This is a genomic window from Bartonella sp. TT121SHDZB (assembly GCF_042193415.1).
Lineage (GTDB): Bacteria > Pseudomonadota > Alphaproteobacteria > Rhizobiales > Rhizobiaceae > Bartonella.
On sequence record NZ_JBHILR010000006.1, the window covers coordinates 42368 to 65840 of the forward strand.

The 23473-nt window shown below is 38.6% G+C and carries 18 protein-coding genes; 12 read left to right on the forward strand and 6 right to left on the reverse strand.

Annotation, left to right across the window (positions count from 1 at the left end; translation table 11 throughout):
* Positions 1-41: 41 nt before the first annotated feature.
* From nusA to truB, 5 genes are all read left to right on the forward strand, one after another.
* Positions 42-1655 (forward strand): transcription termination factor NusA, encoded by a 1614-nt coding sequence (nusA, locus tag ACFIKI_RS05035; protein ID WP_375666056.1) that lies wholly within the window; start codon positions 42-44, stop codon positions 1653-1655.
* A complete protein-coding gene (locus ACFIKI_RS05040; protein WP_375666058.1) occupies positions 1656-2291 on the forward strand; it encodes an RNA-binding protein in 636 nt (211 codons plus the stop codon).
* Positions 2288-4807: a translation initiation factor IF-2 gene (gene infB / locus ACFIKI_RS05045; protein WP_375666060.1), complete on the forward strand. Its 2520-nt coding sequence runs from the start codon at positions 2288-2290 to the stop codon at positions 4805-4807. Before ACFIKI_RS05040 ends, infB begins: the two co-directional genes overlap by 4 nt.
* Before the next feature lie 123 nt (positions 4808-4930).
* On the forward strand, positions 4931-5338 hold the full coding sequence (gene rbfA / locus ACFIKI_RS05050) for a 30S ribosome-binding factor RbfA (RefSeq protein ID WP_375666062.1): 408 nt from the start codon (positions 4931-4933) through the stop codon (positions 5336-5338).
* A 4-nt stretch (positions 5339-5342) separates the two neighbouring features.
* Positions 5343-6305: a tRNA pseudouridine(55) synthase TruB gene (truB, locus tag ACFIKI_RS05055; protein WP_375666064.1), complete on the forward strand. Its 963-nt coding sequence runs from the start codon at positions 5343-5345 to the stop codon at positions 6303-6305.
* A 465-nt stretch (positions 6306-6770) separates the two neighbouring features.
* Here truB and ACFIKI_RS05060 read toward each other — a convergent pair whose 3' ends face one another.
* Positions 6771-8399 (reverse strand): MFS transporter, encoded by a 1629-nt coding sequence (locus ACFIKI_RS05060; RefSeq protein WP_375666066.1) that lies wholly within the window; start codon positions 8397-8399, stop codon positions 6771-6773.
* Between the two features lie 313 nt (positions 8400-8712).
* On the opposite strand from ACFIKI_RS05060, the gene rpsO reads away from it, so the two are divergent.
* The 3 genes from rpsO to ACFIKI_RS05075 all read left to right on the forward strand — a co-directional run bounded on the left by rpsO (position 8713) and on the right by ACFIKI_RS05075 (position 12496).
* Positions 8713-8982 (forward strand): 30S ribosomal protein S15, encoded by a 270-nt coding sequence (gene rpsO / locus ACFIKI_RS05065; protein WP_005774142.1) that lies wholly within the window; start codon positions 8713-8715, stop codon positions 8980-8982.
* A gap of 250 nt (positions 8983-9232) precedes the next feature.
* Positions 9233-11428 (forward strand): polyribonucleotide nucleotidyltransferase, encoded by a 2196-nt coding sequence (gene pnp / locus ACFIKI_RS05070; RefSeq protein WP_375666068.1) that lies wholly within the window; start codon positions 9233-9235, stop codon positions 11426-11428.
* Between the two features lie 72 nt (positions 11429-11500).
* On the forward strand, positions 11501-12496 hold the full coding sequence (locus tag ACFIKI_RS05075) for a class I SAM-dependent methyltransferase (RefSeq protein ID WP_375666070.1): 996 nt from the start codon (positions 11501-11503) through the stop codon (positions 12494-12496).
* A gap of 19 nt (positions 12497-12515) precedes the next feature.
* Here ACFIKI_RS05075 and hslU read toward each other — a convergent pair whose 3' ends face one another.
* Positions 12516-13826: an ATP-dependent protease ATPase subunit HslU gene (gene hslU / locus ACFIKI_RS05080; protein WP_375623021.1), complete on the reverse strand. Its 1311-nt coding sequence runs from the start codon at positions 13824-13826 to the stop codon at positions 12516-12518.
* Positions 13827-14408: an ATP-dependent protease subunit HslV gene (gene hslV, locus ACFIKI_RS05085; protein WP_375623019.1), complete on the reverse strand. Its 582-nt coding sequence runs from the start codon at positions 14406-14408 to the stop codon at positions 13827-13829.
* 220 nt (positions 14409-14628) lie between these two features.
* Here hslV and ACFIKI_RS05090 point away from each other — a divergent pair, with 220 nt between their 5' ends.
* The 4 genes from ACFIKI_RS05090 (at position 14629) to ACFIKI_RS05105 (ending at position 19140) form a co-directional block, all read left to right on the forward strand.
* Positions 14629-15618, forward strand: a complete 990-nt coding sequence (locus ACFIKI_RS05090) for an asparaginase (RefSeq protein ID WP_375666073.1) — start codon at positions 14629-14631, stop codon at positions 15616-15618.
* 122 nt (positions 15619-15740) lie between these two features.
* Positions 15741-16739, forward strand: a complete 999-nt coding sequence (gene coaA, locus ACFIKI_RS05095; protein ID WP_375666076.1) for a type I pantothenate kinase — start codon at positions 15741-15743, stop codon at positions 16737-16739.
* Between the two features lie 13 nt (positions 16740-16752).
* Positions 16753-18120 carry a M17 family metallopeptidase gene (locus tag ACFIKI_RS05100; RefSeq protein ID WP_375623015.1) on the forward strand — a complete coding sequence of 456 codons (1368 nt, stop codon included), beginning with the start codon at positions 16753-16755 and terminating at the stop codon, positions 18118-18120.
* A gap of 165 nt (positions 18121-18285) precedes the next feature.
* Positions 18286-19140, forward strand: coding sequence for an NlpC/P60 family protein (locus ACFIKI_RS05105; RefSeq protein ID WP_375666079.1), 855 nt, complete (start codon positions 18286-18288; stop codon positions 19138-19140).
* A gap of 1457 nt (positions 19141-20597) precedes the next feature.
* Here the strand turns inward: ACFIKI_RS05105 and mutT are convergent.
* From mutT to ACFIKI_RS05120, 3 genes are all read right to left on the reverse strand, one after another.
* Entirely contained in the window at positions 20598-21011 is a 414-nt protein-coding gene (mutT, locus tag ACFIKI_RS05110; RefSeq protein WP_375623010.1) for an 8-oxo-dGTP diphosphatase MutT, read from the reverse strand.
* Positions 21012-21135: 124 nt separating this feature from the next.
* Positions 21136-22368, reverse strand: a complete 1233-nt coding sequence (gene argJ / locus ACFIKI_RS05115; protein WP_375666081.1) for a bifunctional glutamate N-acetyltransferase/amino-acid acetyltransferase ArgJ — start codon at positions 22366-22368, stop codon at positions 21136-21138.
* Positions 22369-22499: 131 nt separating this feature from the next.
* A complete protein-coding gene (locus ACFIKI_RS05120; protein ID WP_375623006.1) occupies positions 22500-23453 on the reverse strand; it encodes a peptidylprolyl isomerase in 954 nt (317 codons plus the stop codon).
* Positions 23454-23473 lie beyond the last annotated feature (20 nt).

The window sequence follows — 23473 nt, forward strand, 5'->3', positions numbered from 1 at the left end:
TGGGAATTACCCATCGTGTGACACAAAGAAGGAGAAAATTGATGGCTACAAGCGCTAACAGGCTTGAGATTCTGCAAATTGCAGATGCTGTTGCACGTGAAAAGTCGATCGACCGTGAAATTGTCATTTCTGCGATGGCGGACGCTATTCAGAAAGCAGCACGTTCTCGTTATGGTCAAGAAACCAATATCCGTGCTGAAATCAATTCCAAAACAGGTGAAATTAAATTACAACGCTTGCTTAAAATCGTTGATGTCGTTGAAGACTATACAACGGAAATTACTTTGTCCGATGCACTCAAACGTCAAGCAGAAGCAAAAATTGGTGATTTTTTTGCTGATCTTTTACCTCCTATGGATTTTGGACGTATCGCAGCGCAATCTGCTAAACAGGTTATTGTACAAAAAGTACGTGATGCAGAGCGTGATCAGCAATATGAAGAATTCAAAAATAAAGTGGGTGAAATTATCTCTGGTACAGTAAAACGTGTGGAATATGGTAACGTTATCGTTGATCTAGGACGTGGTGAAGCTATTGTGCGTCGTGATGAATTAATTCCTCGTGAATCCTTTCGCTATGGAGACCGTATTCGTGCTTTTGTCAATGATGTGCACCGTGAAACGCGTGGACCGCAAGTTTTCCTTTCACGCACACATCCCCAATTTATGGTAAAACTTTTCACTATGGAAGTGCCAGAAATCTATGATGGTATTATAGAAATCAAATCTGTTGCTCGTGATCCAGGTTCACGGGCTAAAATCGCCGTTGTTTCACGCGATGGTTCCATTGATCCTATTGGAGCATGTGTTGGAATGCGAGGAAGCCGTGTACAAGCTGTTGTTGCAGAATTACAAGGCGAAAAAATTGATATTATTCCCTGGTCGCCTGATGCAGCAACATTTGTCGTTAATGCACTGCAACCTGCTGAAGTTTCTAAAATCATCCTTGATGAAGATGCTGAACGTATTGAAGTTATTGTGCCAGATGATCAACTTAGCCTTGCTATTGGACGACGTGGGCAAAATGTTCGTTTAGCTTCGCAACTAACGGGGTGGAACATTGATATTTTAACGGAAAAAGAAGAATCTGAAAATCGTCAAAAAGAATTTACTGAACGCAGTAAATTGTTTATGGAATCCTTAGAGGTTGACGAAATGATCGGACAGGTTATGGCATCAGAGGGTTTTTCTTCTATTGAGGAAATCGCCTATATTGATCTTGAAGAAATTGCTTCTATTGATGGTTTTGACCATGAAACCGCTGCTGAAATCCAAAATCGTGCTCGCGAATATCTTGATCATCAAGAAAAAGAACTCGATGAAAAACGCAAAAAGCTCGGAGTTTCTGACGAATTGCGAACACTTCCCGGAATGACAAGTGCTATGTTGGTTGCTGTTGGTGAGGATGGTGTAAAAACAATAGAAGACTTTGCTGGCTATGCCGTTGATGATTTAGCTGGTTGGAGAGAACGTAAAGAAGGTCAAACACAGAATTTTTCTGGTATTCTAACCCCTTTTGACATTACACGCGCTGATGCAGAAGCTATGGTTTTAGCCGCACGTGTACAAGCAGGCTGGATAGACCAAGCTGATCTTGTTACAGAAAATCCTGTAGAAAATGAAAAAACAGATGATTTGAATGTGGATACACTTTAAATGAATGAACGGACTTGCATTATAACCAGAAAAAATGCTTCAGTACAAACGCTGATCCGTTTTGTTATTGGTCCCAATAATCAAATCGTTCCTGATCTTAAAGCTAATTTACCAGGACGTGGCGTTTGGATTTCTGCTCATCATGATGTTATTGAGAAGGCAATCAAACAAAAAGCTTTTCATAAAAATTTTAAAACAGATGTTGAGGTTGCACCAAATCTTGTGCATATTATTGATACGCTTTTACTAAAAGCCGCCCTTTCAAGCCTTTCCATGGCACGAAAAGCGGGAGCAGTTGTCATGGGAGCAACAAAGGTTGACGCCGCTATCCGCTCTGGTCAAGTTATTCTTGTACTTCATGCCAAAGAAACAACAGAAGATGGAAAACGAAAAATTGCACAAGCCATCCATACAATACAACAACAAACAAATCGCACTATAAAAACCATATCTTTATTTACAAGAGATGAAATGCGCGTGGCTTTTGGCACTAATCCTGTAATGCACGCCGCTTTATTGGACACAAAGGCTGCTGAAGGATTTCTTAAAATGACACATAAATTGATCAGCTATCGTGATAACAAGCATAGTAAGCTTGGTGAGATGACGGCACAAGCCGTGAAGGAAGTACAATGAGTGAAAATAACAACGACAAAACAACAGTCAAGAGGACACTAACTCTCAAGCGGTCTGTCTTGGAAACGAGCACGGTCAAACAAAATTTTAGCCATGGCCGTACGAAGGCTGTCGTTGTCGAAACCAAACGGCGTAAAATTACGCGACCCGATGAAAAAACGGAAAACCTACAGCCTATTACAAAGCCGCATGTGGCTCCCCAGCGCTCTAAACCACGTTTTGAGGAAAAAAAGCCTCGAGAATCTGTGGCTAAAAGCAATCTTTCATCGGCTGAAATGGAAGCAAGACTTCGCGCATTAGAAGAAGCACATATCCAAGAAAGAATAACGCGAGAACAAGCCGAAGAAGAAGCAAGACGCGCTAAAGAACGTGAAGAAATTTTACAACGAGAAATTAAAGAAAAAGAAATACATCACCAAAAAGAAGAAGAAAAACTGCCGGTACAGACTCCACCTGTTCCCCCACTCATCGAACAAACAGATATTCCTATTGCACCTAAAAATACAACTGTAATTGAAAAACGCAAAATAGATGAAAATAAAGAGGAAGAACGGTATAGCCGACGTACTAATCCTGTTAAATCAGAAATACGTGCACCCAAAATTATCAAAGGGGCTGATGAGCGACGTCGTGCAAAACTGACTCTTAATAGTGCACTGGATGAAGAAGGGAGCGCACGTGGGCGCTCAATGGCTGCAATGCGGCGCAGACAGGAAAAATTTAAGCGTGCACAAAACCAAGAACCAAGAGAAAAAATTTCTCGCGAAGTTGTTCTGCCTGAAACGATTACCATTCAAGAGCTCGCACAACGTATGACTGAGCGTTCTGTTGATGTAATTAAATTTTTGATGAAACAGGGACAAATGATGAAACCTGGCGATGTTATTGATGCAGATGTTGCCGAACTCATTGCTGTTGAATTCGGTCATACTGTTAAACGTGTTTTAGAATCTGACGTAGAAGAAGGCATCTTTAATATAACAGATAATCCTCAAAATATGCAGCAACGTCCCCCTGTTGTAACCATTATGGGCCATGTTGACCACGGAAAAACTTCTCTTCTGGATGCTATTCGCAAAGCAAATGTTGTTTCTGGCGAAGCAGGTGGTATTACGCAGCATATTGGTGCCTATCAAGTAGAACAAAACGGTCAAAAAATTACCTTTATTGATACGCCGGGACATGCTGCATTTACGGCTATGCGTGCCCGTGGAGCTCGTGTTACCGATATTGCCGTTCTCGTTGTAGCCGCTGATGATAGTGTCATGCCCCAAACGGTTGAATCAATCAATCATGCCAAAGCTGCTGGTGTACCTATCATTGTTGCTATCAACAAAATTGATAAACCAGCTGCGAATGCACAAAAAGTACGTACAGAACTTCTACAACATGAAGTATTTGTTGAAACTATGGGCGGAGAAACTTTGGACGTTGAAGTTTCTGCTAAAACCGGTCAAAATCTTGATAAACTTCTCGAAGCCATCCTGCTTCAAGCTGAAATGCTTGATCTGAAAGCAGATCCTCAGCGAACTGCAGAGGGCGTTGTCATTGAAGCCAAATTGGATCGCGGACGTGGATCTGTTGCAACAGTTCTTGTTCAAAAAGGTACATTACACCCTTCTGATATTATAGTTGCCGGAAATGAATGGGGGCGTGTACGTGCTTTGATTGACGACCATGGTCGCCATATCAAAGAAGCCGTTCCCTCTACACCAATTGAAATTTTAGGCATGCAAAGAACGCCACAAGCTGGAGATCGTTTTGCTGTTGTCACACATGAAGCAAAAGCACGCGAAATTTCTGAATACCGTCAACGATTAGCACGTGATAAAGCTGTCGCTCGACAAACTGGTTCGCGTGGTTCTCTTGAACAGATGATGACAAAATTGCAAACGACTGGTGTTAAGGAGTTTTCTCTTATTATAAAAGGGGATGTGCAAGGATCAATTGAAGCAATCGCTTCAGCATTAGAGAAGCTAGGAAATGATGAGGTTCGTGCGCGTGTTGTACATTCTGGTGCTGGTGGAATTACCGAAAGTGATATTTCTCTTGCGGAAGCTTCTAACTCTGCTGTAATTGGTTTTAATGTTCGAGCCAATAAACAGGCGCGTGATTTTGCTAAAACTCAAGGAATTGAAATTCGTTATTATAACATCATTTATGATCTTGTTGATGATATCAAAGCTGCTATGTCTGGATTACTCTCACCAGAACAGCGTGAAACTTTCCTTGGTAATGCTGAAATTCTAGAAGTCTTTAACATTACAAAAATCGGAAAAGTCGCAGGATGTCGTGTTACAGAAGGTAAAATAGAACGAGGAGCCGGTGTTCGCCTTATCCGCGATAATATCGTTATTCACGAAGGAAAGCTGAAAACACTCAAACGCTTTAAGGATGAAGTCAATGAAGTGCAAAGTGGTCAAGAATGTGGAATAGCCTTTGAAAATTACGAAGACATGCGCGCAGGAGACATCATTGAGACCTTCCGTATCGAACATATTAACCGCACATTATAAAATAATCCAATAACTTTCCTCATTTCACGACAGAGTTAAAGTGATTGGATTTTATAAACAATGTCTCTTTTTTCCTTATCTTGATGATTAAAAAAGAGGTCTTGTAGCAGGGATAAAACTTTGATGAAAAATGCAGGGCCATCACAACGACAACTTAGAGTAGCAGAGCAAGTACGTCACGCAGTAGCGCATATACTACAGCGTGGTATTTTACTTGATGATGTCTTGAAAGATATTGTCATTTCTATCTCTGAAGTACGCATGTCACCAGATTTAAAAATTGCTACTTGCTTTGTATCTCCTCTCAGCACTCTTAAAAAGACTTCCCATACAGATGTTATTGATACACTTAATAAACATAATCGTTTTCTCCGTGGAGAAATCAGTCATGCGTTGCGACAAATGAAATATATGCCAGAACTGCGTTTCCGACTTGATAATAGCTTTGATAATTTTTCAAAAATTGATGCCCTCCTTCGCTCGCCTGAGGTTGCGCGCGATCTTCACCATAGTGATAAAGATGAGGATTAGAGATATGGCACGGCAACGCAAAAAAAAGGGACGCCCTGTTTCTGGCTGGGTCATATTTGATAAACCAAAAGGAATGAAATCAACAGAAGCTGTCTCACAAATCAAATGGCTTTTTCATGCACAAAAAGCAGGACATGCAGGTACACTTGATCCTCTTGCTTCTGGTCTCCTTCCCATTGCATTGGGCGAAGCAACCAAAACCGTCCCTTATGTGATGCAAGGCAAAAAAACTTACCGTTTTCATATTGCTTGGGGGCAAGAGCGCTCAACAGATGATCTAGAAGGAGAAATAACGAAAACTTCTCTCAATCGTCCAACACAAGAAGAAATACTTGCTCTTCTTCCTCAATATACAGGTGTTATTTTACAAACACCTCCACAATTTTCAGCAATCAAAATTGCCGGAAATCGTGCCTATGATTTAGCGCGTGAAGGAGAAGTTGTTGAAATTCCGCCCCGTGAAGTGGAAATAGAAACTTTCAAGTTATTAGAAATGCCTACCAAAGAGCATTCTGTCTTTGAAATAACCTGCGGAAAAGGAACTTATGTGCGCTCTTTAGCACGCGATATGGGACATGATCTCGGTTGCTATGGACATATTGCTGATTTAAGACGTATTGCCGTTGCACCTTTTGATGAAGAAGACCTCATTACATGGGACGAACTAAAAGCCGCTATTCCGCCAAATAAAAACACTACAGATGAGAATAATCGTTCTTTTGAAAAAAACTTCTCAACACTCGATGAGCTCTTAATTGACACAAGCGCCGCATTGGATTGCCTCCCTCACTATATTCTTAATGAAACTCAAGCACAGAGAATTATAAATGGTCATTCTATCCTCTTGAATCATCATAAAATACCTCTTGATGAAGAGGAAGTTTGTGTCCTCTATAAGGAACAACTTCTTGCTATTGGCATTCTCGACAAAAGTCTATTTAAACCAAAGCGGATTTTCTCAATTTAATCGATTCTTTTCCACAACCACCTTTTGCGGAAAGATATTTTTCTCTATCAATTAAGAAAAATATGGTGCTTTTCATTGTCTATACTTACCGTATTCATATCAAAATTTAAGTCAGTGCTATAAGCTAACACCACCACACACTTTTTCCTCTTAATGTTGCAACAATCCTTGCATTTCAAGAGATTCATAAGTGGCTTTTTATTTCTTTTTCAATCGTTTTTTACTCACATTTTAATCCTCGTTTGTAATGTGCAAGCGAAGATGTAGACTGATTTACTCTAAACAGATTTGAAATGAGAAAAGCTTAAGATTTTTAAGACTATCATTCAACATGAAAATGGCAAATAATCATTATAAATCAATTAATTAACTATTAAAACAGCAATTTTTTGTTATTGTACTTATGCTAACAAATTAATCGAAATAACATTAACATAATTAATATTTACAAAAACTGTTTTAACTTTAAGGGAGATGATCAGAGGAAACTTTTAAAAGCATCTCATTGGCTTGCGGTATTGTTTGGCGTTCAATCATGCGGTGCACTCTTATACCGTTAGGAGCACAATTTAAATGACGCAGACGCTTATTGACTTCTGCATCTGCTTTTGTACGACGATGATTATGGCGTAAATAGTCTACCCATGTTGGCATATGATAAGCCTCTGTCCAATATTCAGGTCTTTCAAGATCTCGTAACAGGACCCACTGACGCGCACCATCACGTAATCGAATATGGCGTCGACGCATCATCACTTTGAGAAACTCTTCAAGATCATTTTCATGAATTTGGTAATCAATCATTATCATGATCGGGCCACTTCTTGCTTTGAGGTCAAGTAATAATTCCGGCTCTCTAAAATGATCAAGAGGATTTAAATCTATCTGAGGAATTTCTTGAATGCTAAATTTTACCCCCGCAAGAGCGCCAAAAATCAAGAATAGAGAACAAACGCTCAAAGCAATTGTTGGAGAATAACCATCAGCTAAACCTCCCCAGATTGCACTTCCAATAGCCATCCCCCCGGCAGATGCCGTTTGATAAAGAGCTAAAGAACGTGCAACAACCCAGCGTGGTGTAGAGAGTTGTACAGATGTATTAAACAATGATAAGGCCAAAACCCAACATAAACCTGCAGGAAATAAAGCAATATGGCTTATAATCAGTGAACGACTGATTCCCAATAAAAAGCAAGAAAAGGCGAAACCAATAAATGCACTTGCAATAATTGTTTCTGAACGAAAATGATGCCGTACAACTGCATTAATAATACCTGCTGTCATGGCTCCTAACCCAAAACAACCGAGCAATGTACCATAAAGAAGGGCACTTCCTCCAAGAACTTTATGCGCAACAATTGGCAAAAGTGCTAAAATCGAAATTGCTCCTATACCAAAAAGGAACGCTCGAACCATAATACTTAAGAGATTAGGTGACATCGCAACATAACGCAAACCATCTGAGACAGCTCCTAACAGCCTTTCTCGTGGTAATGAGTTGTTTTCATAATTCGACTTCCAGAAAAATAACGCACCAATAAGAGGAATATAGCTTATAGCACTAAACAAAAAAGCAGCCGATGCCCCTAAAGTTGCAATGATGGCACCACCAATAGCAGGACCAACACTCCGCATCAAATTAAAGCCAACACTATTCAAACTAACAGCAGCAGGAATATTTTCCCTGCTCACAATATCTCCTATCGTTGCTTGCCAAGAAGGATTATAAAAAGCTGTGCCACATCCAATCAAAAACGTAAAACATAACAAAAGCCAAGGTGTTAGAAATCCCATATAGGCTAAAACAGATAAACTCATCGATATGACCATCATCATAATCTGTACACACAACATAATTTGACGCCGATTAAAATTATCAGCTAATGCCCCTGCCATCAAAGAAAACATAACAAGTGGTAATGTTGTGGCACTTTGAACTAGCCCAACCATGGAATGCGAGGAACTAATCAACGCCATTAACCACCCTGCTCCAACAGCCTGTATCAGCCCCCCTAAATTAGAAATAAGAGTCGATGACCATAAATTTCGAAATACCGAATTACGAAAAAGTTTTAACGTTGAAATGCTCTGCATCTTTTCCCTCCAAATCGGTATTTATCACTTTTGTTACCACATACATGCTCATAATCTTTGTATCAAAAGGATGCATAATTCTTTAAAAACTTCTCATAAAACTCTATTTAAATCAATATTTCAAAACAAAAGCTTTTATTTAAAGAAAGACTTCAAAATGCTGTCAAGGACTAGTATTTTAACCTTCTTTCCTATATAAGAACGAAAATAGGTAAGAGTCTTCGACTTTTCCTGTTTTCTCATAGACCCTTGCTGAACGACATCTCGGCTATGGGTGACTTTATGTTTCTTCGTTTTTGGAAAGGATAATACGATGTCGATTACAGCTGAACGTAAACAAGCTCTTGTCGCAGAATACGCAAACAAAGTTGGTGATACAGGATCACCAGAAGTACAGATTGCTGTACTTTCTGAACGTATTTCTAATTTAACAAACCATTTTAAATCTCACAAAAAAGATAATCATTCTCGTCGTGGTCTTTTGAAGATGGTGTCTCAACGCCGGCGCCTTCTTGATTATCTTAAAGGAGTTGATCAAAATCGTTATCAGACACTTATAAAGAAGTTAGGTTTACGTCGCTAAAAGAAAAATGGAGGTGGTATTAAAAAAACCACCTATTTTTTCAATGTGTTGCTTTTAATTAAAAATTTTAAAAACTGATAAGTTATTATGGGATAGGACTGCTCATCGTTTTACATTTAATACGATTTACTGCTCTCTTCGTCGTAACAAAGGAAGTAATTTGTTGTCCACCCCAGAATTTGCAAATATGCTATGCACAACCAGAATGTAAGCAATCAAAGATTTAAACACTGGTCATTAAGGATAAAAAATGTTCAAAACGCACAAGATAGAAATTGAATGGGCCGGGCGTCCTCTCACCCTTGAGACAGGGAAAATAGCGCGTCAAGCTGATGGTGCAGTGATTGCTACCTATGGAGAAACTATTGTCTTAGCAACCGTTGTATCGGCCAAAAGCCCAAAACCAGACCAGGACTTTTTTCCACTCACTGTTAATTATCAAGAAAAATCCTATGCTGTTGGTCGAATACCTGGGGGCTATTTAAAACGTGAAAGCAGGCCAAGTGAAAATGAAACTTTGGTTTCACGTTTAATTGATCGCCCAATTCGTCCCCTTTTCGTTGAGGGATATAAAAATGATACACAAGTTATTGTTTCCGTTATACAGCATGATCTCGAAAATAATCCTGATATCCTTGCAATGATTGCATCTTCTGCCGCATTGACCCTGTCAGGGGTTCCTTTCATGGGGCCTATAGCTGGTGCCCGCGTTGGCTATTGTAATGGACAATATGTTCTCAATCCTCATATCGATGAAATGCCTGAATCAAAACTTGATCTTGTTGTTGCTGGAACAGAAAGTGCTGTTTTGATGGTTGAATCAGAAGCACAAGAATTACCAGAAGATATCATGTTGGGGGCCGTGATGTTTGGTCACAAAGGCCTTCAACCTGTCCTTGATGCCATTATAAAGCTTGCTGAAGTTGCTGCAAAAGATCCTCGTGATTTTGTTCCTGAAGATCTTTCTGAACTTGAAAAAGCGATGCAGAAAATGGCAGAAAAAGATATACGAAAGGCTTACACAATTACTGATAAGCAAGAACGTTATGCTGCAATTGATGCACTAAAAACAGAAATCATCAATAAATTTATGCCAGAAACAGAAGAAGACTGTCAATTCAGTACAGATCAGATTGCAACGGTATTTAAACAATTGCAAGCAAAAATTGTTCGCGGGAACATTCTTGATACACAAAAGCGTATTGATGGACGCGATCTTTCTACCGTGCGCCCAATCCAATCAGAAGTAAGTATTTTACCCCGTACACATGGATCAGCACTCTTTACTCGCGGAGAAACGCAAGCTATTGTCGTTGCAACACTGGGAACTGGTGAAGATGAACAATATGTTGATGCCTTAACGGGTATGTATAAGGAAACGTTCCTTCTCCATTACAATTTTCCACCATTTTCAGTGGGTGAAACAGGACGCCTTGGTTCTCCTGGTCGTCGTGAAATTGGACATGGCAAATTGGCATGGAGGGCAATTCACCCCATGTTGCCAAATAAAGAATCTTTTCCTTATACCATTCGTGCTGTCTCAGAAATCACTGAATCCAATGGATCTTCTTCTATGGCAACGGTTTGTGGAACCTCACTTGCTCTCATGGATGCTGGTGTTCCTCTCGCACGTCCTGTTGCTGGTATTGCTATGGGTTTGATTAAAGAAGGAGAACGCTTTGCTGTTCTTTCTGATATTTTAGGGGATGAAGATCATCTTGGAGATATGGATTTTAAAGTCGCAGGAACAGAAAATGGTATTACTGCCTTGCAAATGGATATCAAAATTGATGGTATTACCGAAGAGATTATGAAAATCGCGCTTGAACAAGCCAAAGGTGGCCGAATCCATATCCTTAATGAAATGGCGAAAGCTTTAACCAGTGCACGTGCTGAGCTGAGTGAATTTTCTCCGCGAATCGAAGTTATGAATATTTCTGTCGATAAAATCCGTGATGTTATCGGCTCTGGTGGTAAAGTTATTCGGGAAATCGTGGAACAAACGGGAGCAAAAATTAATATTGATGATGATGGTACCATTAAAATTGCTTCTGCTGATGCTAAAACCATTGAAGCAGCAAAACGTTGGATCCATTCTATTGTTGATGAACCTGAAGTTGGTGCTATCTACCAAGGAACAGTTGTAAAAACTGCAGAATTTGGTGCATTTATAAACTTCTTTGGTTCTCGTGATGGGCTTGTTCATATCTCTCAACTTGCATCAGAACGCGTCGCCAAAACAACCGATATTATTAAGGAAGGTGATAAGGTTTGGGTTAAATTAATGGGCTTTGATGAGCGTGGAAAAGTTCGGTTATCAATGAAGGTCGTTGATCAAACAACCGGAAAGGAAATCACCGGTGATAAAGCGATGAATGAAGAAAAGTGCGTGGATAAAAAAAAACAACCTGAAAATAAGCGCCGCCGTAAGAAACAAGAAGAGTAAGTTTTTCCTCTTATCGTATCATGAAATGCCATCCCAACATTGGAGTGGCATTTTTCTTTGAAAGAGCCCTATGTGTTATTATTTTTGCCTTTTGAAAATCATGAACTCCCGTATCCTGACCCAAACCAGTGTTGGCTAAGTTTTGGTTTAACAGAAATCCCAGCTCCAGAATGGGCACAAAATTTAAAAGTTATTACGCCTTGGCGACCAGATTTTTTAAAATTTGTCGATACTCAATTTCACTGCTCTCCTCAAATAGATAAAACCTTCAGCTATGATGGTGCATTTTTACATTTGAGCAAATATCGTGGTTTGAACCAAAATTGTTTTCTTGATTTATTAGAATGCGTTAAACCCAATGGATGGATTGTAATCAGTGGGAATAAAACTGCTGGCGCTGCTTCAATGATGAAATGGGTCAAAACAATTGTTCCCATCACCAATAAATTATCTAAAAATCATGGTCTTGTATTTTGGTTACAAGTTCCTCCACAAATTGAGAAACATAACATTCCGCAATTGCGCTCACCACCGCTCACTTTTGGTAAATTTCAAACCGCTTCTGGTATGTTCTCACACGGTCGCATTGATCCAGGATCTGCTGCCCTTGCTTCTTATATACCCAAAGTTATTTCTGGAAAAACAGCTGATTTTGGTGCTGGCTGGGGCTTTCTTTCTCACGTTGCACTTGAAAGAAGTGAGAAACTCACCGCTCTAGACCTTTATGAAGCAGACTACAACGCTTTGAGAGCAGCAAAATGGCACCTTAAATCCATAACAGCTCCTTTTCCAATTCATTTTTATTGGCATGACCTGGTGCATGAGCCTGTCACAAATCTGTATGATACAATTATTTCAAATCCACCGTTTCACACACAACAAACAACAGATATTTCATTAGGAAAAAATTTTATTATAAATGCTGCAAAGTGCTTAAAACCAAGCGGCAGTCTGCTTTTTGTTGCAAACCGCCACCTGCCTTATGAAACATTATTAAAAAATATTTTCCGCACAGTGTTGATACATGAACAAGCCCATGGTTTCAAAATTATCGAAGCACGCAGATAAACAAAACAAGCAATAACTTTCAAAGAATAAAACGGGAAAGATCGATATCAGCAGCAAGCTCGCCAATAGATTTTCTTACGTAAGCAGCATCAATTTTAAACGATGTTCCAGCTTTATCTGGCGCCGTAAAAGAAATCTCATCCAAAACGCGCTCCATCACTGTTTGCAAACGACGTGCTCCTATATTTTCAATCCTTGCATTTAAATCTACAGCAATATCTGCTAAAGCATCAATTGCATCATCTGTAATTTCTAAATGAACCTCTTCCGTTGCCATAAGAGCAATATATTGTTTAATCAAACTGGCTTCTGGTTCTGTTAGAATGCGTCGTAAATCTTCCCTTGTTAAAGGATTGAGCTCCACACGGATGGGCAAACGTCCTTGAAGTTCCGGTAATAAATCAGATGGCTTGGAAACATGAAATGCACCTGAGGCAATAAAAAGAATATGATCTGTTTTGATTTGCCCATATTTTGTAGCAATTGTTGTTCCTTCCACCAAAGGCAAAAGATCACGTTGAACGCCCTCACGCGAAATCGCAACACTTGCTCCACCGTCTCGGGTTGCAATTTTATCAATTTCATCAATAAAAACAATACCATCATTTTCAGCAACACGAAGCGCCTCTTGAATAATTTGCTCCTGATCAAGGAGTTTTTCAGATTCATCATCAATGAGCGGTTTAAAAGAATCCTTTACTGTCGTTTTACGGACTTTTGTACGACTGCCCATTTTGCCCAAAATATCTGATAAATTCATAATACCCATTTGTGCCCCAGGCATACCAGGAATATCAAAGGTTGAAGCACTATTGCTATTATTATCGGCTACTTCAATTTCAATCTCTTTCTCATCCAATTCACCTTCACGCAATTTTTTACGAAAACTATCACGGGTAGCAGGACTTGCTGTTTTACCAACAAGGGCGTCTAGAACGCGCTCTTCAGCATTCACGTGAGCCTTTTCTTTTATTTCATCCCGTTTCTTTTCACGTACAAGAGAAATGGCAATTTCAACAAGATCTCGAATAATTTGCTCAACATCACGTCCCACATAACCAACTTCAGTAAATTTCGTCGCTTCTACTTTCACAAAAGGTGCTCCAGAAAGTTTTGCTAATCGACGTGCGATTCCTGTTTTACCAACACCTGTTGGCCCTATCATTAAAATATTTTTTGGCATAACTTCTTCACGCATCGGCTCATCAAGCTGTTGCCTACGCCACCGATTGCGCAGTGCAATAGCTACAGAGCGTTTGGCATCATTTTGGCCAATAATAAAACGATCAAGTTCTGAAACAGTCTCACGAGGGGAAAATACAACACACATTTAAATAGCTTTCTCTAAAGAAGATAATTCTGCATCCAATGTTTCAATCGTAAAATGATCATTGGTGTAAACACAAATTTTAGCGGCAATAGCCATAGCTTTACGAGCAATAGTTTCTGCATCCAAATCCAAGTCCATGAGTGCCCGCGCAGCCGAAAGAGCAAAATTTCCTCCAGAGCCAATTGCCATAACCCCATCTTCTGGTTCTAAGACATCACCAAGCCCTGTTAGAGCCAAAGTTACTTTCTTATCAGCCACGAGCATCATCGCTTCAAGACGACGCAAATAGCGATCTGTTCGCCAATCTTTTGCAAGTTCTACACATGCACGCATAAGCTGATCAGGATATTGCTCAAGCTTTGTTTCCAATCTCTCCAGTAATGTAAAAGCATCTGCCGTAGCACCTGCAAAACCAGCAACAACCACTCCGCTTTTTCCAAGACGACGGACTTTACGTGCATTGCCTTTCATAATCGTTTGTCCAAGAGAGACCTGACCGTCGCCAGCCATCACAACTTTGCCACCTTTTCGTACCGTAATAATCGTTGTACCATACATTATATCTGGCTTATGTTCTGTCATAAGGAGACTCCTTAATATTAACTTTACTTTTTAATATTGATTTCTTTTCATACAATGTAAAACTCAATTACTATTGTCCTATTTAAGAACATATACAGAAAAACACAATGATTCAGCATCACTCAATTTTTTAAAATTGAAAAAATGATATCATTGTTGTCAATGTAAATTACTGCTAAATAGCTTTATTTAAACAGTTTGTACCCTTTAGAGGAAAATTATGAAAAAAATAGCCATAGGAACCTTAGGTGGAACAATTGCAATGACTGCTGATAGTTCTGGCCACATGCAACCGACTTTAACCTCAGATAACCTCATAAAAAATGTTCCTAATTTAAATGACGTTGCTGATATTCATGCACAAACATTAATACAAATGCCAAGTGGATCTTTATCTTTTAAAATTCTTTTTGAAATAATCGCTTGGGCAAAACAACAAATAAACGCTGGTGCAGAAGGTATTGTTTTAACGCAAGGTACTGATACTCTGGAAGAAACAGCTTTTTTTCTTTCTCTTTACTGGAAGGAAGCTGAACCACTCATTATAACTGGTGCTATGCGTATGCCTCATGAAGCAGGCGCTGATGGACCAGCTAATATTTTAGCAGCAACTCGTGTCGCGGCAGCCCCACAAAGTCGTAACAGGGGCGTTCTCGTTGTCATCAATGACACAATTCATTCACCTTATTGGCTGTATAAAAGCCATACCGTCAAAATTGAAACATTTCAATCAGGTCTTGCAGGTGTTTTAGGAACTATTTTAGAAGGAAAACTTATTTATTTCAATGATCGAAAATTTTTCCCAAAAACGTTTGATCTTCCCCAAAACCATGATCATCAAATTGCACTCCTCTATTCCTCTTTATCATCTGGTGCACAATTAATGAAACTATGCCTTGAAAGTGGGTATTATGCTGGAGTTGTTATTGCTGGTTTTGGTGCGGGGCACTGTAGTTTTCAAGAAGCAGACCTTGTACAACAATATGCACAAAAAATACCAATCATTATTGCTAGTCGTTGTTGTAATGGCTCAACAACTCGTATAACTTATGGCTATAAAGGCTCCGAAATCGATATGATTGCTTCTGGTGCTCTCATGTCTGGTTATTTATCAGCCGTAAAAGCGCGTCTACTTTTATGGGCTTTTTTGGCGCAAGGGCACTCATTAGCACAAATCCGTGCAAACTGGAATGACTGGACTGTAAGTTAATGAAAAATGATCTATTATCTTAAAAGAAGAGAGCATGCAAAACAAAATTTATTTAAAAATAAAGCCGCTCTTCTGTCTGCTCTTAATCAATTGCTGCTGCAAAAAAATCTCGACAAATACAAATGATTGATACGACTATACAAAAAATTAATCAGAAAGATAATCTGGTCAAATCCGTTTCTGACCGATATTCACCCTATCGTGTTTTTACTGCACAAGAATGGTCAGAGTTTCGTGAAGACACACCCCTTACTTTGACTTTTGATGAAATTAAGCGTCTACGCTCTATTGATGATCCTATCGATCTTAAAGAAGTCCAACGCATTTATCTTTCTTTATCGCGTCTGTTATCATGCCATGTTGAAGCAGTACAGGAACTTTTTCACAAACGTCAGCAGTTTCTCCATCAAGAAGAGAGTAGAAAAACGCCCTTTATTATTGGAATTGCTGGTTCTGTAGCTGTAGGAAAATCAACCACGGCTCGCATTCTTCAAGAACTGTTGAAACGTTGGACATCTAGTCTTAAAGTTGATCTAATCACAACGGATGGTTTTCTCTATCCTAACGCAATCTTACAGCAAAAAAATCGTATGAATCGTAAAGGATTTCCTGATTCCTATGACATTAAAAAACTGCTGTGCTTTCTTTCGGCTATAAAAGCAGGTATCGGAAATGTCCGTGCCCCACTTTACTCACATATGACCTATGATGTTCTAGAAAATCAGACAATTACCATTGATCATCCTGATATTTTAATTGTTGAAGGTATTAATGTATTACAGGTCAGTGATCTTCCTAAAGATGGAAAAGCTATTCCTTTCGTATCAGATTTTTTTGATTTTTCAATCTATGTCGATGCCGAAACAGAAGTCATTCGTCACTGGTATTTGGAGCGCTTTAAACGTTTGCGTAAAACAACTTTTCAAAATCCTGAATCCTATTTTCATCGTTATGCCCACCTCAATGAAAAAGAAGCCTCAAAAATCGCTGAGGATCTTTGGCAAACGATTAATTTAAAAAATTTACAGGAAAATATATTGCCAACACGACCACGGTCCAATCTCATTCTACGAAAGGGAAAAAATCATTTGGTCGAATATGTCGCACTTAGACGACTATAAGGATCTCATAACTATGCAGCACCACCACATTCATTTTACCTCAACGCGTATCGATAACAGTTGCCCTATCATCTTGGTAAACCAAAGAAGTCTTGCTAACTTATCACTTGATGCATCAACAACAGCATGGATAAAAGTTAATGACTTTACTGGCAAAGCAGGACAAATACTCTTTGTTCCTCACGAAACGGGGCATTTAAAAAAAGTTTTATTTGGAATTGGCGATGGTAACGATCCTTTTATCACAGGAGTTCTTGCTCAAAAACTTCCTGCTGGTCAATGGCATTTAGAAGGTACAACCTCTGATGAAATAAATACCTATCTTGGATTGGCATTTGGTAGCTATCAATTTAATCGCTATCGTCAAAATTCTTCTTTCAAATCATTATCCATCCATGTCAATGAGGCCGTTGATCTTAATGAACTCCAACGAATTTATGAAGCTGTCTTTTTCGTCCGTGATCTCATTAATATTCCAGCCAATGATATGAACACTGACGCTCTCGAAGAAGAAACTCGCCAACTAGGGAAAATTTATGGTGCTCATGTCCAAAGTATTTGTGGAGATGATCTCTTAACCCATAACTTTCCAATGATTCATGCCGTGGGACGAGCAGGCAGTACTGCACCACGATTGATTGAGTTACTCTGGGGGCAAGAACATCATCCTAAAATAACGTTGGTGGGCAAAGGCGTAACTTTTGATACTGGAGGACTCGATATTAAATCAGCCAATAACATGTTGCTTATGAAAAAAGACATGGGGGGTGGGGCAAACGTTTTGGGATTGGCTAAACTTATCATGGATGCAAAATTGCCTTTCCGTCTCCGTGTTTTGATTCCAGCCGTAGAAAATGCAATTTCTGCGAATGCTTACCGACCAGGCGATATTCTCAAAAGTCGTAAAGGCTTAAGTGTTGAAGTAGGCAATACAGATGCTGAAGGGCGACTTGTTCTTGCCGATGCACTCACCTATGGTGATGAAGAAAGTCCACAATTCATGCTTTGTATGGCTACTTTAACAGGGGCAGCCCGTATAGCATTAGGACCAGATCTTCCCGCATTTTATTGTAATGATTCAATATGGGCACAACAAATTTCTGAATCTGCTCATGCTGTCTTTGATCCTCTTTGGCAAATGCCCCTTTGGAAACCTTACCAAGAGATGTTATCATCACCAATTGCTGATCTTAACAATGTAACTGGAAATAGCTTTGCTGGTTCTATAACAGCTGCTTTATTTCTTAATTCTTTTGTTGAAAAAGCTGAACATTTTGCGCATTTCGACCTTTATGGGTGGGTTCCAAAAGAAAAACCAGGGTACCCTATTGGTGGATCAGCACAAACTATTCGTGCCCTTTATAATATTTTTAAAAAATGAATTTTGACACAAAATATCCACAAAAATGGACAATTTTGCAATTTCAAGAACAATTGCTATCGTTTTAAACTGTGTTCTTAGTTGTGTTTGAAGATAGAAACCTTACCAATAGAGTTTCCATGAGTTTATTTAAAGGTGAGAAACCAAAAAATGGAAAGCAAAAAGATGAACTCTAAAGACCCAAGACTCCATGCATTCAGAGATGATCTAGCAGATCAACGTCTTGAAACAGAAATTACCGCTCAGCGCTTTGTTCAAGGTGAAAAAAGACGCGTTAATACAGCGGTTGCTGGACTTTTTAAAGAAAATAATAAAAAAAGTGAAAGACAAACAGAATGCTTATTCGGAGAAGAACTTCTCATTTTTGAACAAGGGGAAACAATGTCGTGGGGACAATCACTCAAAGATGGTTATGTTGGTTATATTGATACAAAAGTTCTTTGTACATCAACCATAAAACAAACGCATGTGGTTTCGGTACCACGCACATTTAAATATTTACACGCTGACTTACATGGACCGATAGAGTTCCCTTTATCTATGGGAAGCAAAGTCAGTGTTGCTGATGAAATTGAAATCCGTGACACACAGTATTCTATTCTTGAAAATGGAACAGCAATCATTACGAACCATCTCAGCCCCATTGGACGCGTATATGAAGATTATGTTACGGTTGCAGAAACCTTTATCCGTACACCTTATCTTTGGGGTGGGGTCAGCGGTTTTGGAATTGATTGTTCAGGACTCATCCAACTCTCGATGATGATGACCGGTCAAATAGTTTTACGTGACACTGATATGCAGCAAAAAACTATAGGCAAGCTTCTTACAGACACTGATAAACTTCAACGAGGCGATTTGATTTTTTGGAAAGGTCATGTTGCTATTATGGTTGATCATGAAAATATTATTCATGCAAGTGGTTTTTCTATGGACGTTATGATCGAGCCATTGGAACAGGCAATTACGCGTATCGCTAAAAAAAATCAATATCCCATCGCAAAACGCCGTCCAATTTAGGAGACTTAATATATACCTCTTATAAAAAATTAATTGAATGTTTTTATTATACAATAAATTGATTTATAAGGATAATTATCCATCATTCACTCTGCGTCAAGAATTCTAAATATCGTAAAATTCTCTTATTTCAAATCTGTTTTTATGTTGAATCAATCAAAATCGCTTGCCTGTTTATCGCAAGCGAAATTGATGTATAAATAAAAATATCCCTTCTGAATGCTCTCAAATACCAAGAGCTATCATAATAACATTGGGACCAGCTTACTCCTTCATAAGCGTAAAGATGGTGGTGCTCAATGGCTTTATCGTTATACCATTCAGGCGCCAGTGTGAAATGGACTTGGGTACTTTAAGAAATGCCTTTTTAAAACAATCTCATAAATATGCAACGCAATAGCGTTCTGTATTATATGAGGAGTGTGCCCCCATTGTTCGAAAAGAGCATTTTTGATCTTTTCTTAAAGCTCATATCCAATATTCATTTAGAAGTCTTTATTAATATTCGCCTATCTTTAAATAGTGTAAAGACTCATCAACAGGCTTACTGAATAATATGTATTAAAATATCATACAGTTAATTATAATCATAAACTCGTATGACACCATTTGAATCAGCGTTTTCGATATTATCATATTTCACTGTTTCAAACACCTTTATTACAAACCAATAGAGAAATGAGCGTATTCTTTTCAAAAAAAATGAAGATTGCACAATTCCTTATATTTTTATCTCTTCCATTCTGAATGAAATACATAAACTTCATAAAACACTCTCACATTAATTTGTATTTCTCATTTATATACTTAAGTCAGATAGCTTTTTCCTCATCTCTCATACTATAATACAATCCCCTAAGTACTCTTCTCTTCATGTTTTTCTTTTATATTTAATAGTTCATTAGCCATATATTTTATTCAGTTTAAAATTATTTTTCACATTACATACTACCCTTTTTATGAGTACGTTATTGAATTTTTTTGATTGAGAAACAATAGAGCATCAAGAGAAATAATGAAACGATAATGTATAATTATCAATCATAAGCTATTATGAAATAAATACTTCTAATATTTTTCGGTGCATCCAAGACAATCTCTCAATGATAATCGCAAAAAGTATAAATCCATTATCTACCACCATTTTTATGCTTATGAAGCGTACAAAGGAACCATTATACACTTTTGCCCATTCTCAATATTGCGATACCCCCTAGTTGTTGGAGAGCGTTTTTTCAGCACGTATTTTATTTTTTTCTTAAATAACTTTATCCACATGACCCTCTCCGCTTGGAACGGGCAAAAGAATGGTTTTGATTAATTTAACATAAAACAGATTTGAAATGAGAAAAATTTTTACGACTCTGAACTTCCTCATTCAACATGAAAATTTAAAATTATCATTTTAAATCAATATATTGAATTATATTTAAACAATATTTGCTTCTTATAACACATTAAAGAAGATGATTTTTCAATACCTGAACCAATGGTTTATCAGCATTAGGCATAGGGTATTTATCAAGATCATTAATAAAAACCCATTCTAAATTTTGCCCTTCTCGTCCTTGCGCAACGCCCTCATAATGGTAACAAAGATACAATGGCATTAAGAGATGAAATGTTTCATAGCTATGGCTCGCAAACGTTAAAGGGTGTAAATTATTTGGTTGAACATAAATACCAAGCTCCTCTTCTAGTTCACGAATCAATGAAATTTCTGGAGTTTCACCTTGCTCAACCTTTCCACCAGGAAACTCCCATAAACCAGCCAGTGATTTTCCTTCAGGACGCTGTGTAAGCAAAACACGATTATTCTGATCGAACAATGCGCATGCAACAACAAGAAGAATGGAACTTTTTATACACATATCACTCCCCAATAGGGAACATAAAGATAACTGTCTTTTCTATCATATCCCCTCTGCTCCTAAAAGAGCTCACATACCCCATTTTCTCTGAAAATAATAAGTTGTTAAATATAAAGTGCATTCGTTAACTTCTATAATCGCTGTTGATCATAACGTACTCTTTTGTTAAATCGCAAGACCAAACTGTCGCCGTACCATTACCCAAACCGATATCAACACGAATTGTTATGTGTTTACTTTGCATATAAGTACCTATTGCTTCTTCACAATACTCAGGATCTCGTTCGCCATTAATCGCCAAACGATGTTCACCAAACCAAATCGTTAACAGATCACGGTCTACTTCAACACCTGCCTTACCCACTGCCATAACAACCCGCCCCCAATTGGCATCTTCACCGGCAATTGCTGTTTTTACAAGGGGTGAATTTGCAATTGAGAGAGCAATTGTTTTTGCAGCATCGTTTGTTGTAGCACCAATTACATTAACTTCAATTAAATGACGAGCACCTTCACCATCACACACCACTTGTAACGCAAGCTCATGCAAAAGTGCACTCAAGTGCTTTGAGAACACTTCATAACGCGGATCTGTTTTACATCTAATGCAAGGAAAATTTTCTTTTCCTGTCGCAAACATCATGAGTGTATCTGAGGTTGAGGTATCGCTATCAACCGTGATTGAATTGAAAGAGCTCTGAACCGCCTCTGACAACATGGATTGGAGTGCATCCGAAGAAATGGTAGCATCACTAACCACAAATGACAGCATTGTCGCCATATCGGGTGCAATCATACCAGCACCTTTTGCAATTCCATTAATGGTAACATGCTCTCCCCCACAGTCAAAAGTGCACGTAGCAAGTTTTGGAAATGTGTCCGTTGTCATTATGGCTTTTGCAGCTTCCAACCAATTTCCCTCTTCTGCTGTCTCTGTCATACTTGGTAACAGATTGACAATACCCGATGCATCCATTGGCTCACCAATAACACCCGTAGAAGCTATAAAAATTTCATCTTCTCTAACCTTTAAAGCGTTCGCTGCTGCACAGATGATTGCATTGGTTGTGTGCTTTCCTTTGCTTCCTGTAAAAGCATTTGCATTTCCAGAATTCACAACAACCCCCCTCGCAACCCCATGAGGAAGCGATGCACGACAATGCGCTACAGGGGCAGATGGACATTTTGAACGGGTAAAAACACCGGCCACACTCACTGGCTTATCGAATATGATGAAAAGAAGATCTGTACGATTTTTATATTTAATCCCAGCTTCAGCTGTTGCTATCCGTACACCAGATAAAGGAGAAAGCTCCTGGATCTTTTGAGGCGACAAAGGAGAAATTTTCAAAACCACAATATGCTTTCTATAAAAACGAATGAAATGACTGCAGATCAATAACCTCTCATAGAAAACTGCTAGTTTTTTTGAACAAAACTAACCTAGCAAATTATCTATTAAAGAGGCTATCCACCTATTTTTCCTAGCTACTCCGTATCTTCTTCATCGGATGTCTCATCGGGAAGTAGCGTCCCATTTTGATGAAGCGATTCCATGATTTTTGTAACATTAGGATCAGGGTATTTCACATCTATCTTGCTACGCAAATCAACAATCAGTTCTTGATAGCGCTTTTTTATCAGCTGTGTCCGCAACATCTCTTTAACATCATCAAATGCAGGCGGTTGTTTTACACGACGATCTTCTAATTTAATAATATGCCAACCAAAAGGACTTTCAACGGGTTGTTTCGTGTATTCGCCAACTTTCAAACCAAATGCTGCATCTTCAAAAGGCTTGACCATTTGACCATGGCTAAAATAACCAAGATCACCCCCAACGGCAGCAGAACCATCTGTTGAACTTTTCTTTGCAATCTCTTCAAAATTTTCGCCTTTATTCAAATGCTTAATGATAGCTTCTGCCTCTTTTCTCGTTTTGACCAAAATATGACGCGCTTTAACCTCATCCTCTTTAGGTAAAGCCGCAACTTCTTGCTTATAAAGAGCTTCCAAATCAGTGTCCGATATTTTATCAACAATCGCCTGTTTAAAATAAAGCTGCTGAAGAACATTGTCACGCATGACTGCCATACGTTTATCGTAAGCTTCTGTCTTATCAAGCCCTTTGCTTCTTGCTGCTTTTGCAAGTGCCTGCATATCTAAATAAGCTTTTAGAACCATCATACGGCGTTGTTCATCAGGAAAACGTGCTAAATTAGGATTTATTTCAAGCGCTAAATCATCTAATTGGCCTGCTGTAATATTTTTCCCATCAATAACCGCCATAATATGAGAAGGAGAAACGGATTTTTCAGAAGCTTTCTCTAAAGTCTTTAAATCATTCGACGATGAATTCAAACCTTCTTGGGCTTTCACCCCTAAACTTGTACTTGCCAATAAAGTTGATGCTAAAAACAGCGTGATAAAGTTAAATTTCATAAATATACTCCTTAAAAATG

Excerpts from the sequence above, each read along its gene's own strand:
- coaA (WP_375666076.1), top strand. The coding sequence starts at position 15,741 with ATGATTGATACGACTATACAAAAAATTAATCAGAAAGATAATCTGGTC.
- ACFIKI_RS05105 (WP_375666079.1), top strand. The coding sequence starts at position 18,286 with ATGAACTCTAAAGACCCAAGACTCCATGCATTCAGAGATGATCTAGCA.
- hslV (WP_375623019.1), bottom strand. The coding sequence starts at position 14,408 with ATGACAGAACATAAGCCAGATATAATGTATGGTACAACGATTATTACG.
- pnp (WP_375666068.1), top strand. The coding sequence starts at position 9,233 with ATGTTCAAAACGCACAAGATAGAAATTGAATGGGCCGGGCGTCCTCTC.
- rbfA (WP_375666062.1), top strand. The coding sequence starts at position 4,931 with ATGAAAAATGCAGGGCCATCACAACGACAACTTAGAGTAGCAGAGCAA.
- nusA (WP_375666056.1), top strand. The coding sequence starts at position 42 with ATGGCTACAAGCGCTAACAGGCTTGAGATTCTGCAAATTGCAGATGCT.
- rpsO (WP_005774142.1), top strand. The coding sequence starts at position 8,713 with ATGTCGATTACAGCTGAACGTAAACAAGCTCTTGTCGCAGAATACGCA.
- ACFIKI_RS05100 (WP_375623015.1), top strand. The coding sequence starts at position 16,753 with ATGCAGCACCACCACATTCATTTTACCTCAACGCGTATCGATAACAGT.
- mutT (WP_375623010.1), bottom strand. The coding sequence starts at position 21,011 with ATGTGTATAAAAAGTTCCATTCTTCTTGTTGTTGCATGCGCATTGTTC.
- ACFIKI_RS05060 (WP_375666066.1), bottom strand. The coding sequence starts at position 8,399 with ATGCAGAGCATTTCAACGTTAAAACTTTTTCGTAATTCGGTATTTCGA.
- infB (WP_375666060.1), top strand. The coding sequence starts at position 2,288 with ATGAGTGAAAATAACAACGACAAAACAACAGTCAAGAGGACACTAACT.
- truB (WP_375666064.1), top strand. The coding sequence starts at position 5,343 with ATGGCACGGCAACGCAAAAAAAAGGGACGCCCTGTTTCTGGCTGGGTC.
- hslU (WP_375623021.1), bottom strand. The coding sequence starts at position 13,826 with ATGTGTGTTGTATTTTCCCCTCGTGAGACTGTTTCAGAACTTGATCGT.
- ACFIKI_RS05120 (WP_375623006.1), bottom strand. The coding sequence starts at position 23,453 with ATGAAATTTAACTTTATCACGCTGTTTTTAGCATCAACTTTATTGGCA.
- ACFIKI_RS05090 (WP_375666073.1), top strand. The coding sequence starts at position 14,629 with ATGAAAAAAATAGCCATAGGAACCTTAGGTGGAACAATTGCAATGACT.
- ACFIKI_RS05040 (WP_375666058.1), top strand. The coding sequence starts at position 1,656 with ATGAATGAACGGACTTGCATTATAACCAGAAAAAATGCTTCAGTACAA.